Origin of the sequence: Paludibacterium sp. (assembly GCF_019232825.1) — a bacterium.
Classification (GTDB): Bacteria; Pseudomonadota; Gammaproteobacteria; order Burkholderiales; family Chromobacteriaceae; genus Paludibacterium.
This window is the reverse complement of sequence record NZ_JAFAND010000075.1, coordinates 1-20,890: the sequence shown is the minus strand read 5'-3', so window position 1 is coordinate 20,890 and position 20,890 is coordinate 1. Positions and strand designations below refer to the sequence as shown.

18 protein-coding genes and 1 tRNA gene are annotated in these 20,890 nt (G+C 61.3%); 11 read left to right on the top strand and 8 right to left on the bottom strand.

The window, feature by feature from the left end; translation table 11 throughout:
* Window positions 1-142 precede the first annotated feature (142 nt).
* Window positions 143-218, top strand: a tRNA-Asn gene (locus JOZ06_RS09675).
* Between the two features lie 69 nt (window positions 219-287).
* Window positions 288-626 (top strand): zinc ribbon domain-containing protein YjdM, encoded by a 339-nt coding sequence (locus tag JOZ06_RS09670; protein ID WP_293231849.1) that lies wholly within the window; start codon window positions 288-290, stop codon window positions 624-626.
* 401 nt (window positions 627-1,027) lie between these two features.
* Here JOZ06_RS09670 and JOZ06_RS09665 read toward each other — a convergent pair whose 3' ends face one another.
* Entirely contained in the window at window positions 1,028-1,474 is a 447-nt protein-coding gene (locus JOZ06_RS09665; protein WP_293231847.1) for an Rrf2 family transcriptional regulator, read from the bottom strand.
* Between the two features lie 170 nt (window positions 1,475-1,644).
* On the opposite strand from JOZ06_RS09665, the gene JOZ06_RS09660 reads away from it, so the two are divergent.
* From JOZ06_RS09660 to JOZ06_RS09650, 3 genes are all read left to right on the top strand, one after another.
* Window positions 1,645-2,385, top strand: a complete 741-nt coding sequence (locus JOZ06_RS09660) for a helix-turn-helix domain-containing protein (RefSeq protein ID WP_293231845.1) — start codon at window positions 1,645-1,647, stop codon at window positions 2,383-2,385.
* A gap of 456 nt (window positions 2,386-2,841) precedes the next feature.
* A complete protein-coding gene (locus JOZ06_RS09655; RefSeq protein ID WP_293231843.1) occupies window positions 2,842-3,126 on the top strand; it encodes a hypothetical protein in 285 nt (94 codons plus the stop codon).
* 126 nt (window positions 3,127-3,252) lie between these two features.
* The gene (locus JOZ06_RS09650; protein WP_293231842.1) at window positions 3,253-4,935 is read left to right on the top strand and encodes a winged helix-turn-helix domain-containing protein; all 1,683 of its coding nucleotides are present in this window, start codon (window positions 3,253-3,255) and stop codon (window positions 4,933-4,935) included.
* Here JOZ06_RS09650 and JOZ06_RS09645 read toward each other — a convergent pair.
* Window positions 4,909-5,829, bottom strand: a complete 921-nt coding sequence (locus JOZ06_RS09645; protein ID WP_293231840.1) for a LysR family transcriptional regulator — start codon at window positions 5,827-5,829, stop codon at window positions 4,909-4,911. The two genes, JOZ06_RS09650 and JOZ06_RS09645, sit on opposite strands and share 27 nt — an antisense overlap.
* Before the next feature lie 107 nt (window positions 5,830-5,936).
* Here JOZ06_RS09645 and JOZ06_RS09640 point away from each other — a divergent pair, with 107 nt between their 5' ends.
* On the top strand, window positions 5,937-6,695 hold the full coding sequence (locus JOZ06_RS09640; protein WP_293231838.1) for a TSUP family transporter: 759 nt from the start codon (window positions 5,937-5,939) through the stop codon (window positions 6,693-6,695).
* Here JOZ06_RS09640 and JOZ06_RS09635 read toward each other — a convergent pair.
* The 5 genes from JOZ06_RS09635 to recA all read right to left on the bottom strand — a co-directional run bounded on the left by JOZ06_RS09635 (window position 6,677) and on the right by recA (window position 13,631).
* On the bottom strand, window positions 6,677-8,362 hold the full coding sequence (locus JOZ06_RS09635; protein ID WP_293231836.1) for an ATP-binding protein: 1,686 nt from the start codon (window positions 8,360-8,362) through the stop codon (window positions 6,677-6,679). The genes JOZ06_RS09640 and JOZ06_RS09635 overlap by 19 nt on opposite strands.
* 158 nt (window positions 8,363-8,520) lie before the next feature.
* Window positions 8,521-9,300 (bottom strand): transporter substrate-binding domain-containing protein, encoded by a 780-nt coding sequence (locus JOZ06_RS09630; protein WP_293231834.1) that lies wholly within the window; start codon window positions 9,298-9,300, stop codon window positions 8,521-8,523.
* Between the two features lie 81 nt (window positions 9,301-9,381).
* Window positions 9,382-12,015, bottom strand: coding sequence for an alanine--tRNA ligase (gene alaS, locus JOZ06_RS09625; protein WP_293231832.1), 2,634 nt, complete (start codon window positions 12,013-12,015; stop codon window positions 9,382-9,384).
* A gap of 118 nt (window positions 12,016-12,133) precedes the next feature.
* Window positions 12,134-12,559, bottom strand: coding sequence for a recombination regulator RecX (recX, locus tag JOZ06_RS09620; RefSeq protein ID WP_293231830.1), 426 nt, complete (start codon window positions 12,557-12,559; stop codon window positions 12,134-12,136).
* A 19-nt stretch (window positions 12,560-12,578) separates the two neighbouring features.
* Window positions 12,579-13,631, bottom strand: a complete 1,053-nt coding sequence (recA, locus tag JOZ06_RS09615; RefSeq protein ID WP_293231828.1) for a recombinase RecA — start codon at window positions 13,629-13,631, stop codon at window positions 12,579-12,581.
* A 274-nt stretch (window positions 13,632-13,905) separates the two neighbouring features.
* Here recA and hrcA point away from each other — a divergent pair, with 274 nt between their 5' ends.
* Genes hrcA through recR form a run of 5 tightly spaced genes read left to right on the top strand, consistent with a single transcriptional unit; the run spans window position 13,906 to window position 18,805 of the window.
* The gene (gene hrcA, locus JOZ06_RS09610; protein WP_293231826.1) at window positions 13,906-14,928 is read left to right on the top strand and encodes a heat-inducible transcriptional repressor HrcA; all 1,023 of its coding nucleotides are present in this window, start codon (window positions 13,906-13,908) and stop codon (window positions 14,926-14,928) included.
* A 23-nt stretch (window positions 14,929-14,951) separates the two neighbouring features.
* A complete protein-coding gene (gene mltB, locus JOZ06_RS09605) occupies window positions 14,952-15,959 on the top strand; it encodes a lytic murein transglycosylase B (RefSeq protein WP_293231824.1) in 1,008 nt (335 codons plus the stop codon).
* A 54-nt stretch (window positions 15,960-16,013) separates the two neighbouring features.
* On the top strand, window positions 16,014-17,867 hold the full coding sequence (gene dnaX / locus JOZ06_RS09600) for a DNA polymerase III subunit gamma/tau (RefSeq protein ID WP_293231822.1): 1,854 nt from the start codon (window positions 16,014-16,016) through the stop codon (window positions 17,865-17,867).
* 3 nt (window positions 17,868-17,870) lie between these two features.
* A complete protein-coding gene (locus JOZ06_RS09595; protein ID WP_293231820.1) occupies window positions 17,871-18,209 on the top strand; it encodes a YbaB/EbfC family nucleoid-associated protein in 339 nt (112 codons plus the stop codon).
* On the top strand, window positions 18,209-18,805 hold the full coding sequence (gene recR / locus JOZ06_RS09590; RefSeq protein ID WP_293231818.1) for a recombination mediator RecR: 597 nt from the start codon (window positions 18,209-18,211) through the stop codon (window positions 18,803-18,805). The genes JOZ06_RS09595 and recR overlap by 1 nt, the downstream gene beginning before the upstream one ends.
* Before the next feature lie 17 nt (window positions 18,806-18,822).
* On the opposite strand, the gene JOZ06_RS09585 is transcribed toward recR, so the two are convergent.
* Window positions 18,823-20,145, bottom strand: coding sequence for a C1 family peptidase (locus tag JOZ06_RS09585; RefSeq protein WP_293231816.1), 1,323 nt, complete (start codon window positions 20,143-20,145; stop codon window positions 18,823-18,825).
* Window positions 20,146-20,890 lie beyond the last annotated feature (745 nt).

The following is a 20,890-nucleotide window of genomic DNA, read 5'->3' as shown; positions in this document are numbered from 1 at the left end:
CAAACACTGACTCTGGCTGATAAGCTTTTTGCTTCATGGGCTTAGTTCCCACTCGGCAATCTGGCTCGGCCACCAGCGCAAAATTAAGCCGGCAAAGCGTTGACAGGCAAGGTTCTCGTCGGTATAGTTCGCACTCTCTTGATCCCTGATAGCTCAGTTGGTAGAGCGACGGACTGTTAATCCGCAGGTCGCAGGTTCGAGCCCTGCTCGGGGAGCCAACCCACATAGAACCCTAGCCAGAAATGGCTGGGGTTTTTTATTTGCCATGATCTGAAGGAGAAAAGAACATGGAAGCTTTGCCAGCTTGCCCGCAATGCGGGTCGACGTTTACGTATGCGGACGGAGACCTGTTGATTTGCCCGGAATGTGCACATGAATGGTCCGCCACCGCCGAGACGGAGGCCGAGTCGGGGTTTGAAGTACGCGACGCGCACGGCAACCTGCTTGCTGATGGCGATACGGTCACCGTGATCAAGGATTTGAAGGTCAAGGGATCATCGCTGGTGGTGAAGGTCGGCACGAAAGTGAAGAATATCCGTTTGGTGGAAGGCGATCACGATATCGACTGTAAGATCGATGGCATCGGCGCGATGCAGTTGAAGTCGGCTTTTGTCAAAAAGGCGTGATGCGGCTTGGGCTAGGGCGAACCGCCTGGCCCATGGCGTTTGGATAAACCCCAGTCAGTCATGGCTGGGGTTTGTCGTTTTGGGACACCTGCGGCGACAATGTCTCGCGACGACTATGCTGTCTGGCAGACAGTATGTTTGGTGAGTAAGGAGATCTCCATGAGTCTGTCGCAGCACCTCTGTCGATTCGCCTATTGCACGTCCTTGTCGGATGCCGATCTGGCTCGGCCGTCAAATTCACGCCATGCTGGCGGACACGGCGGTCGCGCCCCCTCAGCGGGATGAATTTTCCGCGCGGATGATGCGCCGAGGAGAGCCGGTGATTTTGCTGAGCTTGGTTGGCGGGAAGAGGTTGTTTGGTCGGACGCCGCGTCATCGGCGTGAGGGGAGGGGGCGCTGATTTAAGATTCGATACGGATGACGGGCAAGAGTCCGGCCAGTGACGCGGGCTCGGTCACCATGTCCGCCAGCGTATAGCGATCCAGTACCGCATAGAAGGCGTGCTCGGCCTCCTTCAGCGCGGTTTTGAGCTGGCAGGCCGGGGCGATGCGGCAGCCGCCTGCCCCGCCTTCGAAACACTCCACCAACGGTTGCCCTTGTTCGGTTTGACGGAGCACCTCGCCTAGATTGATCTGATCGGCCGGGCGCGCCAAGCGCAGACCGCCGTTTTTGCCCCTCACCGTTTCCAGCAGGCCAAGCACTGCGAGGCGATGCACGACCTTCATCAGGTGATTTTCCGAAATGCCATACCCATCAGCGATTTCGGCGATGGTAAACAACCGCGCCGGCTCGACGGCGCTGCAAATCAGCACGCGGAGCGCGTAGTCACTGAATCGGGTGAGGTTCATAGGGTCTTCCGTGTGATCGAACTGCGATTCTACTCGTGTTTTTCCGGTGGTGGGCCGGCAATGATCGCGGCTGGAATCATCTTGCGTCTTCACGGCAGAAGGTTTTTAAAATATTTTTAATTCTTATTTAAATATTGAGCTCGTACCAGGCGCTCAGTTGGGAGAGAAACATGCCCCCTTGCCCACCGACGCAAGAAGCCAGTATGCCGGCGGTGTGGCGCTTGTCCGCCACGCACCTCTTACACTTGAGTCCGCTCCACAGCGCGGCCGAACTGGCGCTATCTGCCGATGGAACAATCCAGCGGTACCGTATTGCATCAGGCCAACATCACCTCTTCGTCGCTTGCGCCGGCGAGATTCGCACCCTATCGGGCAGGCTGATTGCGTTGCGGCGGTCTGTTTTACCTGTCTGCCGCCTGTTGGCCTTTATCGAGCATGGCGCGACCAAGCCAAGTGCAACGGCCGGCGACGGCGCCCCCGGCGTGTTGTCTCTTCCCCTTTCCGCGATGAGCTCGGCGCAAGCCTTTGATGCCTGGTTCATCCACATGTGGCTATTTGGCCTCGAACCTGCTTTTCTGCGGTTGTTGGACCGGTTGCGCAAGCTGGAAAGCTACTGGCTGATTCGCTATTTGCTTTCCGATGCGGTGCAACAGCGTTCGTTAGGCGCGCTTGCCCAAGACTATGGCGTGTCGCTCGCGCATTTCCGGCGTTTGTGCAACGAAGCGCTAGGTCAAAGCGCCAAGTCCGCGCGCATGGCCTGGCGCGCCCGCCGCGCCATGCTGGACGCCATTTTGAGCGGAGAGACGTTGACGTGTGTTGCCATTCGTCACGGCTTCGCCTCGTCCTCGCATTATTCGAATGAAATTCGCCGCCAGTTTGGCTTGTCGCCGCGCGTCCTGGCCGGGCGTTAGCGATTTGCTCCCCGCGGCTGCGGGCCCGGCTTCTTACCCATCAACGCCAGCGGGGAAACCCGTTGAGAGCGTTTTCTGCAAGCCCAAAAAATAGCAGGGGCTACGCTGCCTTTACCGCTGTCGGCGACACGGCCGGCACGGCGGATGGTTTGGGTTTGGGCTAGGGCCTGTCTGCAAACTATTTGTGAACTGCGCTGACCTGGCAAATGGCCAGATGCTAGGCGGGAGGCGCCGGCCTTAGTCATTCTAGGGCCAAGCCGCCCAACGACGCAGATGGCCGTTTACCAGGCCAGCCCTTCGGGGCCGGTATCCGCCGGCGCATCGCGTTGTCGCTTGTCCCTTGCAGTGAATGACACTGCGGCGGGGCGCACTCCTCGCGCTGCATCCGGCGGACACCGGCCGCAGCCGCAAATAGTTTGCAGACAGGCCCTAAACGCAGCGGGGGTGAGGGATAGCATGTCTAGCGCACTGCAATGGGGGAGAGCGGGCGAGGCCGACTGGCCTGGGTTATTGGTGGTTGGCTACATCGCGCGGCTGTTTCATCAGCAACGCGCCGACGAGGCGGAACGGGTCTTTTACGCTTTGTGTGTGCTGGACATTGACGATACCGACTATCTGCGGGCGCTGGCCCAGGTTTACCACTTGCGCAAAGAGCCCAAGAAAGCGGCGGGGCTGCAGCGTTTAGCCTGGTTGATCGACCGGAAATCGTGTCAGGGCGACGCCGATCAATGGGGGATCTGACAAGGACGGCATTCTTTCAGAGTCATCCGATAGGTGATTCTTACCAATCTCTTCATTATGGCCCTAAAGGTTGTTTAAGCGAGCTGCGCTTGGACCAAGATCAATGCTTTGGGGTGGAAGTGAGAGATGAACAGGGATCATGTCTTGTCGCATGACTATTTATTCGATGATTTTGTGCTTCACGCCAATGGCGCCATGAGTTTTCACGGTCAGGATGTCTCCATTCCGCCCAAAGAGTTGCAGGTTCTCATTACCTTGTTGGAAGGCCGGGGCAACCTGGTTCACAAAAACACCATCATCGACAAGGTCTGGGGAGAGAGTCTGGTCGGCGACGAATCGCTGACGCGCTGTATCTACTCCTTGCGGCGTCTACTGCGCGAGTCCAAAAACAATAAATTCATTGAAACCGTCTATGGCAAAGGATACCGCTTTTGCAAGCCGGTGACCCCGGTGCAGCGGCAGCGTCATTCTACGCAGGCGAGCAAGCTGGCCATCTTGCCTTTTTCCGGTGGAGAACGACACGAGGCCGCTTTGCTGCACGCGCGGTTGATGGACGCAATCAGCAGCCGGCTGCCGGCTGGGGTCTCGATGGTGCCTGCGGCGCTGACGCGTGGTCAGGATGGACCGGAAGCGCTGTTGTCGTTGTGTCATCAGCTGGAACTGGATTGCTATTTGACGGGCGAGTTTTGCCAGGATGGCGATCAGCGCTTGCTGACCATCGAACTTGTCGATGCGTTGGGACAGAGCCTGTTGTTTCGCGATACCTTTCTGCCCGACCCCTGCGATACCTGGAGCCGGCAGATGGACGATATCGCCGAATGTGTCTTGACGCGGCTGGCGCCGCAGAGTAGCACAGTGGCCAAACCCGCCTTGGGCGAGGTCATGGTGTCCCACGTGATGGCGCGCCGCTGCCTGCGTCGGCGTGAATTGGGCGATCTCAGCCTGGCGCAACAATATCTGCAAATGGGCCTGCTGCAGGATCCGTTGCACGTTCCCTCTCTGGTGGCCATGGCGGAAACGTCTTTGGCCTTGGTCACGCAAGGCTCCCTCTGGCCGACGCGCGCATTCAGCGAGGCGCGGATCGCGTTGGAAAAGGCGCTGGAACTGGCGCCAAGCCAACCTGCGGCGCTCGGCGTCATGGCTTGGCTGACCCGTTTGGCGTGTGACAACGACCAAGTCGTGGCGAATCTGTTTCATCAAGCACGGGAGCAAAACGGCTTGCCGGCGGAGGTATGCTTCTATCAGGCGCTGTACCATCTTTCCTGCGGCGAATTCGATGCCGCGCTAGAGATGCTGCATGGTTGCCTGGCGCGCGACTCGGGATTTGCGCCTGCCTTGCCGTTCAAGCTGTGGGCATTGCATGCCATGGGGCGCGACGAGGAGGCGCATGCGTTTGCATTGGCCCAAGGAGAGCAGGGCATGAGCGCGTCTTTATTTCAGGCCATGCATGCGTTGGTGCTCGCCGCACAAGGGCAGCACGACTCGGCGCATCGCCATGCCGTCTTTGCCGTGCAGGCGGCCCCAGGCAATGCGCCGGAACAGATTATCCAGTTGTGGGTTGGCGCAATGCGCCAACCGTCGAGCGAGGCGCTGCAGCGTCTGGCCAGCTGGACGGCGGAAGCCAAGACACACTATTGCTGTCCTGGGCTGTTGGTTCCGCTTGCGTTGAGTCTTGGCGAAGAGACGCGTGCCTGTGCCTTGATTCGCTTGGCGCGAGAACAGCGTTGCGTATGGTGGCCACTGGTCCGCCGGCTGCCGCGCATGGCGCATTTCCTTGAAAGTCTATCGCCCGAGGTTTGCTGGGTTTAGCGCCGGGCGCTGGGCAATCAGCGCGTCGATCAATAGCCGCGTACGTGCCGGCAAGCGCCGCTGCGCGGCGACGGCGTGCATTTGCGGATCCTCACCGCGTGCGGAAACCAGCCGATACTCGCTGCAGACGCGGCAAAGCCGTCCTTGCCGGACCAGCGGTTCGGCCACCCAGTCGGATAAACGGGCAATGCCGAGCCCCGCTTCAGTCGCCGCCAACAGTGCCAGGCCGTTGTCGATGCGGTGGCTGGCCCGCATGTTGAGGCTAATTTGACGTCCACCGCCAAGAAAATTCCACGAACGCAGGATGCGTGGTGCGGTGTGCATCAAAATGACATGCTCGCCGAGCGTTTCGGGCTCTTCGGGGAACCCCAGCCGTTGCCCATAGGCCGGGCTGGCATACAGATGGCGGTGATAAGGCCATAGCGGGTAGCCGATGAGATCGCTGTCGATGGGGAAGGCGCCGCGAATGACTAAATCGAGTTGTTCTTGGGCAGGATCCAAAGTGGCGTCGCTATAGCGGATGTCAAAGCGCAACTCCGGGTAGCGGACGGATAACGTGGCCAGGACGTCGGGCAGTACCCGGCAAGACATCATCTGCGGCGCAGCCAATCTCAGCCAGCCGCGTGGCGCGGCGCGCAATTGCGACAGTGCCTCGTCGGCGGTTTCCTGGATGTGGAGCATTTGCCGCGCCGACTCGTAATAGAGCTCACCGGCGGGGGTCAAGCTGAATTGGCGCGGCGAGCGCGCCAGGAGCAGCGTGTTCAGTTCGTTTTCCAGCGCCTGCACGGCACGGGTGACGGCGCTGGGGGAGGCGCCCAATACGCGTGCCGCAATGACAAAGCTCTTCCTCTCCACGACGGTGCAGAATGCTTCGATATTCCACAGCGACTTCATGCGTCACTTCCCTGGCAAAAAGCTATTATTGCATTTTTTGCAACGTCGAGTTGCAACCATGAGCGGGCGGAACGGGGTAAGCTGTCGCTCTTGTTCGGGAGTGCCTCATGCTGACGTTGTCCTTGCTGTGCCTGTTTGCCTTCTGTGCCGGGTTGATCGACTCCGCCGTCGGTGGCGGTGGGTTGGTCCAGATCCCCGCTATTTTTGCGCTGTTGCCGACGGCGCTGCCGGTGAATTTGCTCGGTACCAACAAGCTCGCTTCGGCGCTCGGCACGTCCTTTGCCGCGCGCAGCTACCTCAAGCGGGTGCGTTTGCCCTGGGCGGTTATTTTGCCGGCCGCGAGCGCGGCGTTTGCCATGGCCTTTGTCGGTGCGGCCGCCGTATCGCTGGTACCCAAAAGCGTTCTGCGTCCCATGGTGCTGGTACTGATGCTGCTCATCGGCTGGTATACCTTGCACAAGAAGGATTTCGGCGCGTTGCACGTGCCGCGCGGCATCGGCACGCGCGAGAAGGTCATGGCGTTGTTGTTCGGTGCGGCCATCGGCTTCTACGACGGCTTATTTGGGCCCGGTACGGGCAGTTTCCTCATTTTCTTGTTCATCCGTTATTACGGCTTCGATTTCATTCATGCATCGGCGTCCGCAAAGCTGGTGAATCTGGCGACCAACATTGCCGCCCTAATGTTCTTCATCCCCGCGCATCATGTGCTTTACCGCTACGCCATCCCAATGGGTGCCTGCAATATTCTGGGTGCGCTTACCGGTAGCTGGCTGGCGATCCGGCAAGGCACCGTCTTCGTCCGCAAGCTGTTCCTCTGCTTGACCGGTGGATTGATCATCAAACTGTGCTACGACTTATTGGCTTGATGCGGTGCTGGCGGGGTTTCCGCCAAGGTGGGCGGGCAGGTCTGCAGCGCCAGGCATAACGCGCGCAAGTCCCGTTGAACCTGAGGGAGGAGCAGACTGACCTGCTGCTCGTCTGTCTCCTTGAGCGCTTGCTCCAGCGTCAGACAGCGCAATGTGATCAGCTCGTCGCACATCAGCCGGGTAACTCCCTGCAGGTGATGCAGGATTTCGGCGAGCTTGATCAGGTCGTGCGTTTGGCGTGCGGCGCCAAGCGCGCGCAGGTCCTCCTGAATGCTCTCGTGCGCAGCGTCCAGAAATTGCTTGCCGAAAGCGGCGTCACCGCGAATGAGCTGACGCAGCATGGGCAAGTTCAACGGATTCTTCGGCGTGAGACTAACGAGACATCGGTGCAATACCCGTGCCAAGAGGTTGGGTTCAATCGGCTTTTCCAGCCAGGCATCGAAACGGGAACCGCTGTGTTCGTCAAGGCGGTTGCCGGTGGTCATACCGATGAGCGTTTGATGCGGTCTGCCTTGGCGGTGGCGCTCGATGCGGCGGATGTAACGCGCGAGGGTGGGGCCGTTGATGCCAGGCAGGTGCCGGTCGATCAGTAGGATGTCGAACGTCTGTTGCCGCCACAGATGCAGCGCATCCATGCCGTTGCCGCAGGCCGTGACGTCCAGTCCCAACTTGACGAGATCGCGTTCGAGGAGGGCACGATTGGCCAACTCGTCTTCCACGAGCAGAATATGCAGCCCCGTCAGACATTCGATGGCGGGGGTTTCGCCATGCGGCTGTTCCTGCCCGCCGATGGCGGTGGTAAAGGCAAGCTGGATGCTGGTGCCGCGCCCGGGCGCGCTGTCGATGTTCATGTCGCCTTGCATTCGGCGCACCAATTGCCGGCAGAGGAATAGACCCAAGCCATGGCCGCCGTATTGTTGGCGGCGCGCTTCGCCGGTCGGCTGAAACGGCTGATCAAGTGCCGCGCGCAAAGCAGAGGGCATACCGATTCCGCTGTCGTGCAGGGTGACCAGCAGCCGGCATTCATCTGTTGGCGTTGTTTCCGTCGCCAGAAGCAGCGTCATGCCGCCGTGATGGGTGTATTTGATCGCATTGGAAAGCAAGTTGTGCAGAATCTGCTTCAAGCGCAGCGGATCGATCAGAACGATGGGGACCTGCAGACGTGTCTCGCACCGCAGCATCAACTGGCGGCTTTGGGCGATGGGCAGGTAAATTTGACGGATTTCCTCCATGAGGCGCGCCAGGTCGCAGGGCACGGGATGCAGCACAAGCTCATTGCGATCAAGCCGGCTTTGTGTGATCAAATCATCCAGAAGGAGCTGCAGAGAGGCCGTTGCCTGCCAGGCGGTGCGCAGCAACGCCCGGGGGTTTTTCCCACTGGCCTCTTCGGCAAGCGTTAACTCGAGCAATCTGGCGATGGCGGAAAGTGGCGTGCGTACCTCGTGGCTGATCAGTGCCTGCGGGTCCATCTGGGGTTGATCGGCCTGGATGGGATGCTCGGAAGGACGACGCTGGCGCCGCGAAAGCCAAAACCCCAACATGCCGCCGGCTGAAAATAAAAATAGGCAGAGCAGGAGTGCGAAGGATGTCGGCAGGGCGATTTCCTGCCACCACTGTGGCGAGGCTAATGCGGTTGCTGAGATGTTGTTGATTGGCGGATTTCCCATGAGCATTCCTGTTGCGAGTAAATGGATTGATAATTATCCATTACATACGTTGTTGGAAAATATTTAAAATGATGCCCTGACACGAGAGGCGTGGCAAGGTTGCTCCGGGAGAGGGGGCCGCGGTAACGAGCGGCCCGGAATGCGGGGATGAGGGCCCGTTAGGGTTTGGTGCGTTCGCTGAATTGACGCCGGATCTGTTCCAGCGTGCCATTAAGCTGCAGGGTTTGGAAGGCGGCGCGCAAGCGCGCGACCGTCGCGGGCGGGGTACCGATGCTGGCCGCCAAATAGAGCGGCTCCTGCGCGGCGCTGGGGAGCGGAATCACCGCTTGAAAACCGGCTTGGACATCGTGGTGTTGTTTCATTGCCCAGGACAAACCTTGTGGCGAGTTCACCAATAGCGGCAGGGCGCCTTTCTGAACCAATCGCATGCAGTCGGCGAAGCTCTCCGCGGTAATGTACTGGCGCCCCGGCTGGAAACCTAGCCGCTGCAGATCGTCTTCGACGATATCCTTGCGCTCCACGCAGACGGCGCAGCAGGATTTGACCTCGTCCAGCGAGCCCGGGGAGACGCTGTCATGCCCGGTGGCGCGGTAGAACCAGTCGTTACGGCGCATCAGTTCGCCAATCCAAAGAAAGCCGTTCTCACGTTCTTTGCTGCGCGACAGGCTGAAAATCAACGTATTGGGCCGGTGCTCGCCGAGAAAAAGCGTTCGCGCCCAGGGGTAGACCTTGATCTGGGCCGAGAGCCCCGCTTGGACCAATATGGCGCGCACCATGTCGACATTCATGCCGGCGGCAGCACCATTGGTGTCGGTGAGCTGGAAGGGAGGCCACTCTTCCGTGGCGGCGATCAGCCCGTTGGGCTCCGGGCTTTCGGCCCGTGCGGGGAGGGCAGATAGTAAGCAGATCGCTAAGAAACACCGCCAAAACGCGCGCATGATCCTAATCTTTCCGGCAAGGGTGAGAAGACGTTCTGTCTCGAAAGAAAAAGCCCGTGCCTAAGCACGGGCTGTCTTGGTTTAAAGCTTGGCGGCTACCCAGTCGGCAACGCCGGCCAGTGCCTGGGGCAATGGCGCGGGGTCGGTGCCGCCGGCTTGCGCCATGTCGGGCCTGCCGCCGCCTTTGCCGCCAACCTGGTTGGCCACGCTATTGACCAGTTCACCGGCCTTGATCCGGCCAGTGAGATCGGCGGTGACGCCGGCCACCAGCGAGACTTTGCCATCCTGAACAGAGGCCAATACGATGGCGGCTGTTTTCAGCTTGTCCTTCAGCTTATCCAGCGTTTCGCGCAACGCGTTGCTGTCCGCGCCAGGCAGCTCGGCGGCAAGCACTTTGACGCCTTTGACGTCGTGCGCCTGGTCGATGAGCGCTTCGCCCGCATTGGCGGCGAGCTTTTGTTTCAGCTGCGCCAATTCCTTGTCGAGCGTTTTGGCTTGGTCCTGCAGCGTGATCACGCGCGCCACGATTTCGTCGTTTTGCTGGGCCTTCAGGCGCGACGCCAAATCGCGCAGCAGCGCATCCTGCGTCTGAATGTGGATGAGCGCCCCTTCGCCGGTCAGTGCTTCGATCCGGCGCACGCCCGCGGCGACGCCGCTTTCGGACACAATCTTGAACAGGCCGATATCTCCGGTGCGCGCCACGTGGGTGCCGCCGCACAGTTCGGTGGAGAAATCGCCCATCTTCAGTACACGCACCTCATCACCGTACTTTTCGCCAAACAGCGCCATGGCGCCGGCGCGGATGGCGTCGTCGTAGGCCATGGTGCCGGCGCTGACCGGGTAATTGGCTGCGATCACGTGATTGACCACGCGTTCGATTTCAGCCGCTTGCTCGGCACTGACGGGTTCGGTATGCGCGAAGTCGAAACGGGTACGCTCGTGATTGACCAGCGATCCCTTCTGGGCGACGTGGCTGCCCAGGACATGCCGCAAGGCGGCGTGCAGCAGGTGCGTGGCCGAGTGGTTGCGCGCGGTCGCCTGACGTTGGTGCAGGTCGATGGTGGCGGCGACTTGATCGCCGACCTTGAGCGAGCCCTTGACCAGCCGGCCCTTATGGCCGAATACCGCGGCCTGGATCTTCTGCGTATCGACGACGTCGAACAGCGCCTCGACGCCACCGACGGCGGAAATTTCGCCACGGTCGCCGACTTGGCCGCCACCTTCGGCGTAGAACGGCGTCTTGTCGAGCACGACGATGCCTTCCTCGCCGGGGGCGAGCGCCTTAACCTGTTCTTGGCCCTTGTAGAGCGCGAGCACCGTCGCGTCGACACTGCTCTTGTCGTAACCGTGGAAATGGGTGTCGGCACCGCTGTACTCGACATTGCCGGCCATTTTGAAACTGGAGGCCGCGCGAGCGCGGGCGCGCTGGGCTTCCATCTCCTGTTCGAAGCTGTCCAGATCCGCCTCGACGCCGCGCTCGCGGCAGATGTCGGCGGTCAGATCGACGGGGAAGCCGAAGGTATCGTACAGCTTGAACAGCGTGGCGCCGTCCAGGCGTTTTTGGTTGCCGGCCAGTGCCGCTTCCAACAGGGCCATGCCGTTGTCGAGGGTTTCGGAGAAGCGCTGTTCCTCCTGGCGCAAGGCGTCTTCGATCTCTGCTTGGCGGAGAGCGAGTTCGGGATAGGCGGTACCCATCTGTTCGATCAGATCGGCCACTAGACGATGCAGGAATAGTCCCTTCTGTCCGAGCTTGTAACCATGACGGATCGCGCGGCGGATGATGCGGCGCAGTACATAACCGCGGCCGTCGTTGGACGGCAGCACGCCATCGGCAATCAGAAAGGACACGGCACGGATGTGATCGGCAATGACCTTGAGCGACGGCGTTTCTTGGCTGGCGGGTACGCCGGTCTCACGCGCCGCGGCGGCGATCAGGTTCTGGAACAGGTCGATTTCGTAGTTGGCGTGCACATGCTGCATGACGGCGGAAATCCGCTCCAGACCCATGCCGGTGTCGACCGACGGCTTGGGCAGCGGGTGCATGGTGCCGCTGTCATCGCGGTTGAATTGCATGAACACGCAGTTCCAAATCTCGATGAAGCGATCGCCGTCCTCTTCCGGGCTTCCCGGAGGGCCGCCCCAGATGTGGTCGCCGTGATCGTAGAAAATTTCGGTGCACGGTCCGCAAGGGCCGGTGTCGCCCATTTGCCAGAAGTTGTCCGAGGCGTAGGGCGCCCCCTTGTTGTCGCCGATGCGGACGATCTTTTCCGCCGGCACGCCGATCTCGCGCGACCAGATGTCGTAGGCCTCGTCGTCGGTCGCGTAGACCGTGACCATCAGCTTGTCCGCTGGGATGGCGAGCCATTGCGGACTCGTCAGGAATTCCCAGGCGAAGTGAATCGCATCACGCTTGAAATAGTCGCCAAAGCTGAAATTACCCAGCATTTCGAAGAACGTATGGTGGCGTGCGGTGTAGCCGACGTTTTCCAGATCGTTGTGCTTGCCGCCCGCGCGTACGCATTTTTGCGCCGTGGTGGCGCGGCTGTACGAGCGCTTGTCAAAGCCAAGGAATACGTCCTTGAATTGATTCATGCCGGCGTTGGTGAACAACAGCGTCGGGTCGTTGCCTGGCACCAGCGAACTGGAGGACACCACCTGATGTCCTTTGGAGGCGAAGAAGTCCAGGAATTTCTGGCGAATTTCAGCGGTTTTCATAGATTCGTCTGTGTTTGTTTAGGCTTTGACCATAACGCTACGCGTACGTCATGGTCGCCCCGAATGGAATGGCCATAGTGTCGCAAGGCTACGGCTTGCTGGCAAGCCGTGCGATGGCTTATTCGTTATCGTCGAGGCTTCCGCCGAGAACTTTGCGAATGATTTCCTGCGGAAAGCCGCGTGCGGCGAGAAAACGTGTTTGGCGCGCTTTGTCTTGCGGCGAGGCGGGGGGCACGCCGAATTTTCGCTGCCAAACGGCGCGCGCGGCGGCTAGATCGTCCTGGCCGGCCAACGCCTCGGCGATGGTTTCATCGTCGACACCCTTTTCGCGTAGCGCCATGCGCAGGCGCTGGCTGCCATATTTGCCGGCCTTGCTCTGGGTGAATTGCTCGGCGAAGCGTTGATCGGATTGCCAGGCACGGTCCGCCAATTTGGCCAGGACCTGCTCGAGCTCCTCGGGCGATTCGGCATGCGGGCGTAGCCGGAGAATGAGTTCGCGGCGCGAATACTCGCGCCGCGACAAGAGATCGACGGCTCGCGCCATCAAACTTTTCTTCATGGGATTAGAGGTCGCTGTCGAGCGGCTCCGGGTCGCCGCCGTCTTCGGTCATGGCGACGGTGACGCCAACGGTTTCGCGAACCTTGCGCTCGATATCCTGCGCCACGGTCTTATTCTCTTTCAGATACTCGCGCACATTGTCCTTGCCCTGGCCGATTTTCTGGCCGTTATGGCTGTACCAGGCGCCGGACTTCTCGATGAAGCCGTGCTGCACGCCCATCTCGATGATTTCGCCCTCGCGCGAGATGCCTTCGCCATAAAGAATGTCGAACTCGGCTTGCTTGAACGGCGGCGAGACCTTGTTCTTGACGACTTTGACACGGGTTTCGTTACCGACGACTTCCTCGCCTTTCTTGATGCTGCCGATGCGGCGGATATCCAGACGCACGGAGGCGTAGAACTTGAGCGCGTTACCGCCGGTGGTGGTTTCCGGGTTGCCGAACATCACGCCGATCTTCATGCGGATCTGGTTGATGAAGATGACCAGCGTGTTGGTGCGCTTGATGTTGCCGGTCAGCTTGCGCAATGCCTGCGACATCAGTCGGGCCTGCAGGCCGACGTGCGAGTCGCCCATTTCGCCCTCGATTTCCGCTTTGGGCACCAGCGCCGCCACCGAGTCGACCACGATGACATCGACGCCGCTCGACCGCACCAGCATGTCGCAGATCTCCAGCGCTTGCTCGCCGGTGTCAGGCTGCGAGATCAGCAGGTCCTCGACCTTGACGCCGAGCTTTTGGGCATAGACGGGATCCAGCGCGTTTTCGGCGTCGATATAGGCGCAGGTGCCGCCCAGTTTTTGCGCTTCGGCCACGACTTGCAGACAAAGCGTGGTTTTGCCCGAAGATTCCGGGCCGTAGATCTCGACGACCCGGCCGCGCGGGAGACCGCCGACGCCGAGCGCCAAGTCCAGACCCAGCGAGCCGGTGGAGATCACCTGCAGGTTTTCGGTGATCTGATTGTCGCTCATGCGCATGATCGACCCCTTGCCGAACTGCTTTTCGATTTGCGCAAGGGCGGCCGCCAGGGCGCGGCTCTTGTCTTCGGTACGCTCCGCCATGCTATCTCCAATCAATCAAAAGTAAATGCCGTCAAGGGCCGGATTATCGCATAAAGCAGGAGGCCAACAAATGAAACCGGCGCGGGTCTTGCCAATTTTTCGCCCGCCTCCATCTTATCCAGTAGCCGGCGTGCCGTTTGCGCGGCTTGCCGGTTTTTTTGATAGTGTACGTAATCAATTCAGATTTGTCACTTGAAATTGTACAAAATCATTTTTCCCCTGATGGCCGCAATAGCGCTGTCGCTGCATGGAGGGTTGTGCCAGAATGCAACGCATGCTCAATCCTCGCTCTGAACGTCTGCTCAAGACCCTGGTCGAGCTTTACATCGCCGATGGCCAGCCGGTCGCGTCGCGCACGCTGGCCATGGCTAGCGGGCTTGACCTGTCATCGGCCTCCATCCGCAACATGCTGTCCGATCTGGAGGACATGGGGCTCGTCGCCGCGCCGCACACCTCGGCCGGCCGCGTGCCCACGTCGCGGGGCTACCGTTTGTTCGTCGATCGGCTGTTGACCGTATCCCCGTTGGAGAGCGAGGCGGTGCGCGAATTGGAGTCGGGCCTGCAGCCGGACAGCCCGCAGCGTTTGGTGCACGCCGCGTCCACGCTTCTGTCCGAGCTGACGCATTTCGCCGGCGTGGTGGTGACGCCGCAGCGTTCCGACGTGGCGTTCCGCCAAGTCGAGTTTTTGCGCCTGTCCGACCGCCGCGTGCTGTTGATCCTGGTAACCCTCGATGGCGACGTGCAGAACCACTTGATCCAAACGGCGTGCGACTACGCGCCGGCGGCGCTGATCGAGGCCGGTAATTTTCTCAATCAACATTACGCCGGGCAAGGGATGAGCGGCATCGCCCAGCGGCTCGAGACCGAGCTGGTTGGCCTCAAGCGCGACATCACCGAATTGATGTCCGCCGCGCTCGATTTCGGTCGCCAGTCGATGCGCGTGCCCGAGGAGGCGGTGATGATCAGCGGCGGCAACAATCTGTTGCACGTGCGCGACTTGTCCGAAAACATGAACCGGCTGCGCGAGCTGTTCGATACGTTCGAGCGCAAGACCGAGCTGCTTGGCCTGCTCAACCAGAGCCGCGAGGCGCAAGGTGTCAGTCTCTATATCGGCGACGAGTCCGGCGTCATCACGCTGGGCGAGTGCAGCGTGGTCACCGCGCCCTATCGCATCAACGGCCTGGTGGTCGGCACGCTCGGCGTGATCGGGCCGACGCGCATGGCCTACGAGCGGGTGATCCCCATCGTCGACATCACCGCCCGGCTGGTGTCGAGTGCCCTGTCTTACGGTGAATAACCGCCAAAGCAAGAATGGATGTCATGAAGAAAACGATTTTAGCGGCATTGGTCGCCGCCGCCCCGGTATTGGCCCATGCCGATGCCGCCTTTCTCGCCCGTCCCGATGTGCAACGCTACATCGACCAGGAAGTCGCCACCGGCCAGTTCTCCCGTCCCGAGCTGGAGGCGGTGTTCGCCAATGTCGACGCCAAGCCGCGCATCATCGAGATCATGGACCGTCCGGCCACTTCCCGCCCCTGGTACCAATTCCGCGCGAGCTTCTTCAACGAGAAACTGCTCAACGACGGCGTGGATTTCTGGAAAGCGCACCACGATGCGCTTGCGCGCGCCGAGAAGCAGTACGGCGTCGAGCCGGAAATGGTGGTGGCGATTCTCGGCATCGAGACCCACTATGGCCGCAACACCGGCAGTTTCCGCGTGGTGGACGCGCTCTCGACGCTGGGCTTCGATTATCCGCGCCGCGCCGAATACTTCCGCAACGAGCTGACCGAGCTATTGCTGCTGGCCCACGAGGAGCGGCTCGACCCGCTGACCTTCAAAGGATCGTACGCCGGCGCGATGGGCTGGCCGCAGTTCATGCCGTCGAGCTTCCGCAAATGGGCGGTGGATTTCGACAATAGCGGACACCGCGATATTTGGAACAACCCCGACGATGCCATCGGCAGCGTGGCCAACTATTTCCATCTGCATGGCTGGACCCATGGCGACGACACGGTGATCCCCGCCGATGTGGCGCCGGGCGCGAACGTCGATGCGCTTGTCGCCGATAAGTTCAATCTGCATTACACGGTGGCCGAACTGGCCGGGATGGGGGTGCGGCCGCAGGTGCCGCTTGCGGGCGACGTCCGCGCGGTGCTGGTGCCGCTGGAAGTGGCGCCGGGCGTGACGCAGTATTGGCTCGGTCTCAACAACTTCTATGCGATCACCCGTTACAATAAGAGCACGCTCTACGCCAAAGTGGCGCAAGAGATCGCGCGCGAGATCAAGTCGCGCTACATGGCATCGGTCTATGGCCAGGTGCCAAGCTGATTTTTCTGGAAAAGATTTCGCCATCCTGAACAATTGCCATTAGAATCCGCCTCCATGACCTATCAAGTTCTTGCCCGTAAGTGGCGGCCGAAGCGTTTTGCCGATCTGGTCGGCCAGGAGCACGTGGTGCGCGCGTTGAAGAACGCGTTGACCGACGCGCGGCTGCACCATGCCTATTTGTTGACCGGCACGCGCGGGGTGGGCAAAACCACCATCGCCCGCATTCTGGCCAAGAGCCTCAACTGCGAGCAGGGCATCGGCGCCGAACCTTGCGGCGAGTGCGCCGCTTGCCGGCAGATCGACGCCGGCCGCTTTGTCGATCTGCTGGAGATCGATGCGGCGTCCAACACCGGCATCGACAATATCCGCGAAGTGCTGGAGAACGCGCAGTACGCGCCGAGTATCGGCCGCTTCAAGGTATACATCATCGACGAAGTGCACATGCTGTCGAAGAGTGCCTTCAACGCCATGCTCAAGACGCTGGAAGAGCCACCGGCGCACGTGAAGTTCATTTTGGCGACCACCGACCCGCAGAAGGTGCCGGTCACCGTGTTGTCGCGCTGTTTGCAGTTCAATCTGCGCAACATGACGCCGCAGCAGATCTCGGGGCATCTGGCGCACGTGCTGGAGCAAGAGGGCGTGGCGTTCGATGCCGGCGCGCTGGCGCTGTTGGGGCGAGCGGCCTCGGGGTCGATGCGCGACGCGCTGTCGCTGCTCGATCAGGCGATTGCCTACGGCGTGGGCGAGGTGCGCGAGGATGCCGTGCGCGCCATGCTGGGCGCCGTCGACCGCCGCTATCTGTTTACCTTGGCCGACGCGCTGGCCGACGCCGATGGCGCGCGGCTGATGCAAGAGGCGGCCAAGCTTGCCGAGCGCAGCATCAGCTTCGACGGCGCGCTGGCGGAAATGGCGCTGTTGTGGCATCAGGTCGCGCTGATGCAGACCGTGCCGGACGCCGTTGCCGACGATGAGCCTGAGCGCGATGTGCTCGCCGAACTCGCGGCCCGCGTGGCGCCGGAGGATGTTCAGCTTTATTACCAGATCGCGCTCCACGGACGACGCGATCTGGCGCTGGCGCCGGATGAGATGGCGGGTTTTTCGATGACGCTGTTGCGCATGCTGGCGTTCCACCCGCGTCAAGCGGGCGAGGGCGCCGCGCCACCGGCCGCGGTCAGCCGGCCTGCGGCGGCGCCGAAGCCGGAATCGCGCCCGGTGGCGGCCAGTCCGCAGGGTGCCGCTGCCGCCAAGGGTTTATTGGCCCAGCTTTCCGGCCGCGGGCCGCGCGCGGAGGCGCCGGCGGTCAAGCCGACGCCGTCCGAGCCCGAATCCGCGCCCGAACCGGAGCCTGAGCCAGCGGCGCCTCCGGCCGCCGTGAAGGCCGCCGCGCCCGTGGCCAGTCCCGCGCGAGACGATGACGCGGCGCCGTGGGACGAGGAGCCGGAGGAGACCGCGATCGGCATGCCGCCGCCGGACGGCGATTTCGATCCGCCTCCGCCCGAACCGGCCGAACTCGCGGTATTCGACGGCGACTGGATCGCCTTGATCGGCGAACTCGGCCCGCGCATGGGGGCGGCGCGCATGCTGGCGCAAAATGCCATGCTCAAGTCGTTTGACGGCCATCATTTAGCGCTGGCGGTGCCCGATAGCTTCCGCCACTTGGCGGCGCGCGATTACCAGGAAAAACTGAAGCTCGTGCTGGCTGAGCGTTTCGGCGACGCATTGTCCGTGACGGTCAGCGTCGAGGATCTGGGACTCGAAACGCCGGCGCAAAAGGATGCCCGCGATCGCCAGGCGCTGCTTGCCGCGGCACGGGCATCGCTGGAAACCGATCCGGTTGTGCAGCAGTTTGTGCGTGATTTTGACGCCCGGCTGCTCACGGATACCATTCAACCCATTCAGGAGTCGTAAGCAATGTTCGGAAAAGGCGGTATGGCCGGGCTGATGAAGCAGGCGCAGCAAATGCAGGAAAACATGAAAAAGGCGCAGGAAGAGCTGACCCGCGTCGAAGTCGAGGGCCAGGCCGGCGCCGGACTCGTCAAGATCGTCATGACCTGCGGCCATGACGTCAAGCGCGTCTCGATCGACGAGAGTCTGCTGGCGGACGCGGCCGACGACAAGGAAATGCTGGAAGACCTGATCGCCGCGGCGGTCAACGACGCGGTGCGCAAGGTAGAAGCCACGACGCAGGAGAAAATGTCCGGCTTTACCGCGGGTCTCGGTCTGCCGCCGGGCATGAAATTCCCCTTCTGATGAAAAATCCCCCTTCGCTCGATCAACTGATCGCCGCGTTGAAGGTGTTGCCGGGCGTGGGGCCGAAATCGGCCCAGCGCATGGCGTTTCATCTGCTGCAGCGCGAGCAGGCCGGCGCGGAGAAATTGGCGCGTGCGCTCGACCGCGCGCTGAAGAATCTGATGCACTGCGAGCGCTGCAATACGTTCAGCGAAACCCCTTTGTGCAATCTGTGCGCCGATGCCGAGCGCAATCAACGTCAGCTTTGCGTCGTCGAGATGCCTGCCGATCTGTTGATGCTGGAGCAGGCTCGGTGCTATGAAGGCCTGTATTTCGTGCTGATGGGGCGCATCTCGCCCCTGGAGGGCTTGGGCCCGCGCGAGGCCAATCTCGATAAGCTGCTGCTGCGGGCGCAAGATGGCGTGGTGGAAGAGGTGATTTTGGCCACCAACTTCACCGCCGAGGGCGAGGTGACCGCGCACATGATCGGTGAGCTGTTGAAGCAGCGCGGTCTCAAGGTGTCGCGCATCGCGCGCGGCATGCCCGTCGGCGGCGAGTTGGAGCATGTCGATCCGGGCACGCTGGCGCAGGCGCTCTACGAGCGGCGCGAGGCCTGAGCCCGGACCGGTCCGGATTACTCGGCGCGCACTGTGAACGATTGTTCCGCGCTCCAGTCGCTATAACCCGCGCGGCCGGCCGCCAGTACCGACCAGCGATAGGACTGGCCCGGCGTCAATGCGATTTTAGGGCGCGCTTTGCAACTGGCGATGTCGAGCGCGCAGCCTAACGACGCGGCCGCGTAATCCGTTGTCAGCACGACTTGGCCATCGCTGGCGCGCACGGTCAGATAGTAGCGCTGGGCATGCGCGACTGGACGCCAGATGAACGCGGGCTCGACGGCGGCATTGCCGCCGACCGGCGCCTTGAGCTTGTCCGGGGTCTTCGGCGGCGTCAGCGATGGCGTGATGGCCGGGCCATCGGCCAACGTCATCTGGTCGCCAAACTGCGTGTCGCCGCTCAGCTCCGAGTAGTCGATACGGAAAAATCCGTTGTCCCCCCAGTCGGTTCCCCAGCTGTTTTTGACGATCATGGCTTGTGCCGCGTCGTCCCAGCCGACGATCACAATCGCGTGGTCGCCGACATAATTCCCTGAAACGTGGCTATAGACGCCCGAACCGTAGTAGTAGAAATCCTCATACACACGCATGGTGGTCACCAGCGGCCCGGTATTGTAGAGCGCGTTCTTCAGCAGATCGACACTGGGAGTGGCGTTGCTGACCACGTATTGCCAGCTCTGCAGGCGGTAGGCGGCTTTGTGCCAGCCGCTGGCGGCCTGACCGCAGGCGGTGTCCGTCGCGGTATAGGGAAAGTAGCTATCTCCGGGTGTGCCGGTTTGCGTCAGAAAGGCGGACGCCTGATCCGGCCAGCCACCATCGCAGCTTCCCGCTTTACTGCATGACAACACCACTTGATCCGACAGATCGATATTCTGGTCTGGCAGATTTTGACTGATCATCGCCTGCGACTCGAGTGCGCCGGTCACGGCAAAAGCCCAGCAACTGCCGCAGTGCCCCTGATTTTTGATCGCCGAAACGTAACTGTGACCGTTGACGCTGCGCCAATCGAATTGCGCCGGTAGCGCTTTGGTGTTTTGGCGGCGGAAGGCGGCATTGGTGAAGGAAGGCTGATGGGGGCGGCTTTCGGGGACGCCAGCCAGGCGCCGCTTGGCGGCGAGGGGCAGGCTCGCCACGGATGTCAGCCGTGCTTGCCAATTGGCCGCTTTGGCATGAATGGCGGCGCGGATGTCCGCCAATTGCGCGATGGCCGCGGCGGCCTCCGTCGCGTCGGCGGTATTGGCCTGCGCCGGCGGTTCCGCCGCCGCGAGACAGCCAGATGCGGCGATGAGCGCCAGACAGGCCATGATCAACAGGCGTCGAGATAAGGGAAGGGTATGCATGGGAGCTCCTTGTGCGAGCGTGAGGAAACTTCCGCTCAACGCGTGCCGGAAAGCGGGCGAGAAGCGGAAACCATGCAGGGAGTGTGGCGGGGACTGCGGCGTAAAACGCAGTCCATCCCGCCAGGGCGGCGTGCGTTAAAGCGGTCTAACTAAAACGGACCGGGAAGATGTCAACCTGGCCCTAGGGCCTGCAAACAGGCCTTAGGGTTCCAGGGGGCTTAGAATCGCTAACAAAAGTACCGGCAAAGCATCTTGTAGCGTGCATTCGCCGCAGGCAATGCACGTCTTGAGCGAGCCCTAAGGCCGTGCGTTGCTTCGCGAACGCACGCTACCCAACTGCGAAAGGTATCCGCTCAGGTTTTGTAGCGTGCATTCGCCGCAGGCAATGCACGGCTTGCGCGAGTTCTCAGGCCGTACGTTGCTTCGCGAACGCACGCTACCCAAACTGCGAAAGGCATCCGCACAAGTCTTGTAGCGTGCATTCGCCGCAGGCAATGCACGTCTTGTGCGAGCCCTAAGGCCGTGCGTTGCTTCGCGAACGCACGCTACCCAAACATGCGAAATATATTTTGTTAGCGGTTCTTAGTCGTTCCGCCGACCCCGCCGTCGAGCGCGATTTGCGCGATATCCAATTCACCGTCGATCGCCTTGTCCATCAATTGGCGCCCTGGCACGAGCTGGAGACAGCACGCAGCCTGCTCGCCGCCATCAGCTATAAGCTCAGCCACGTCCAAGCGGAATTACG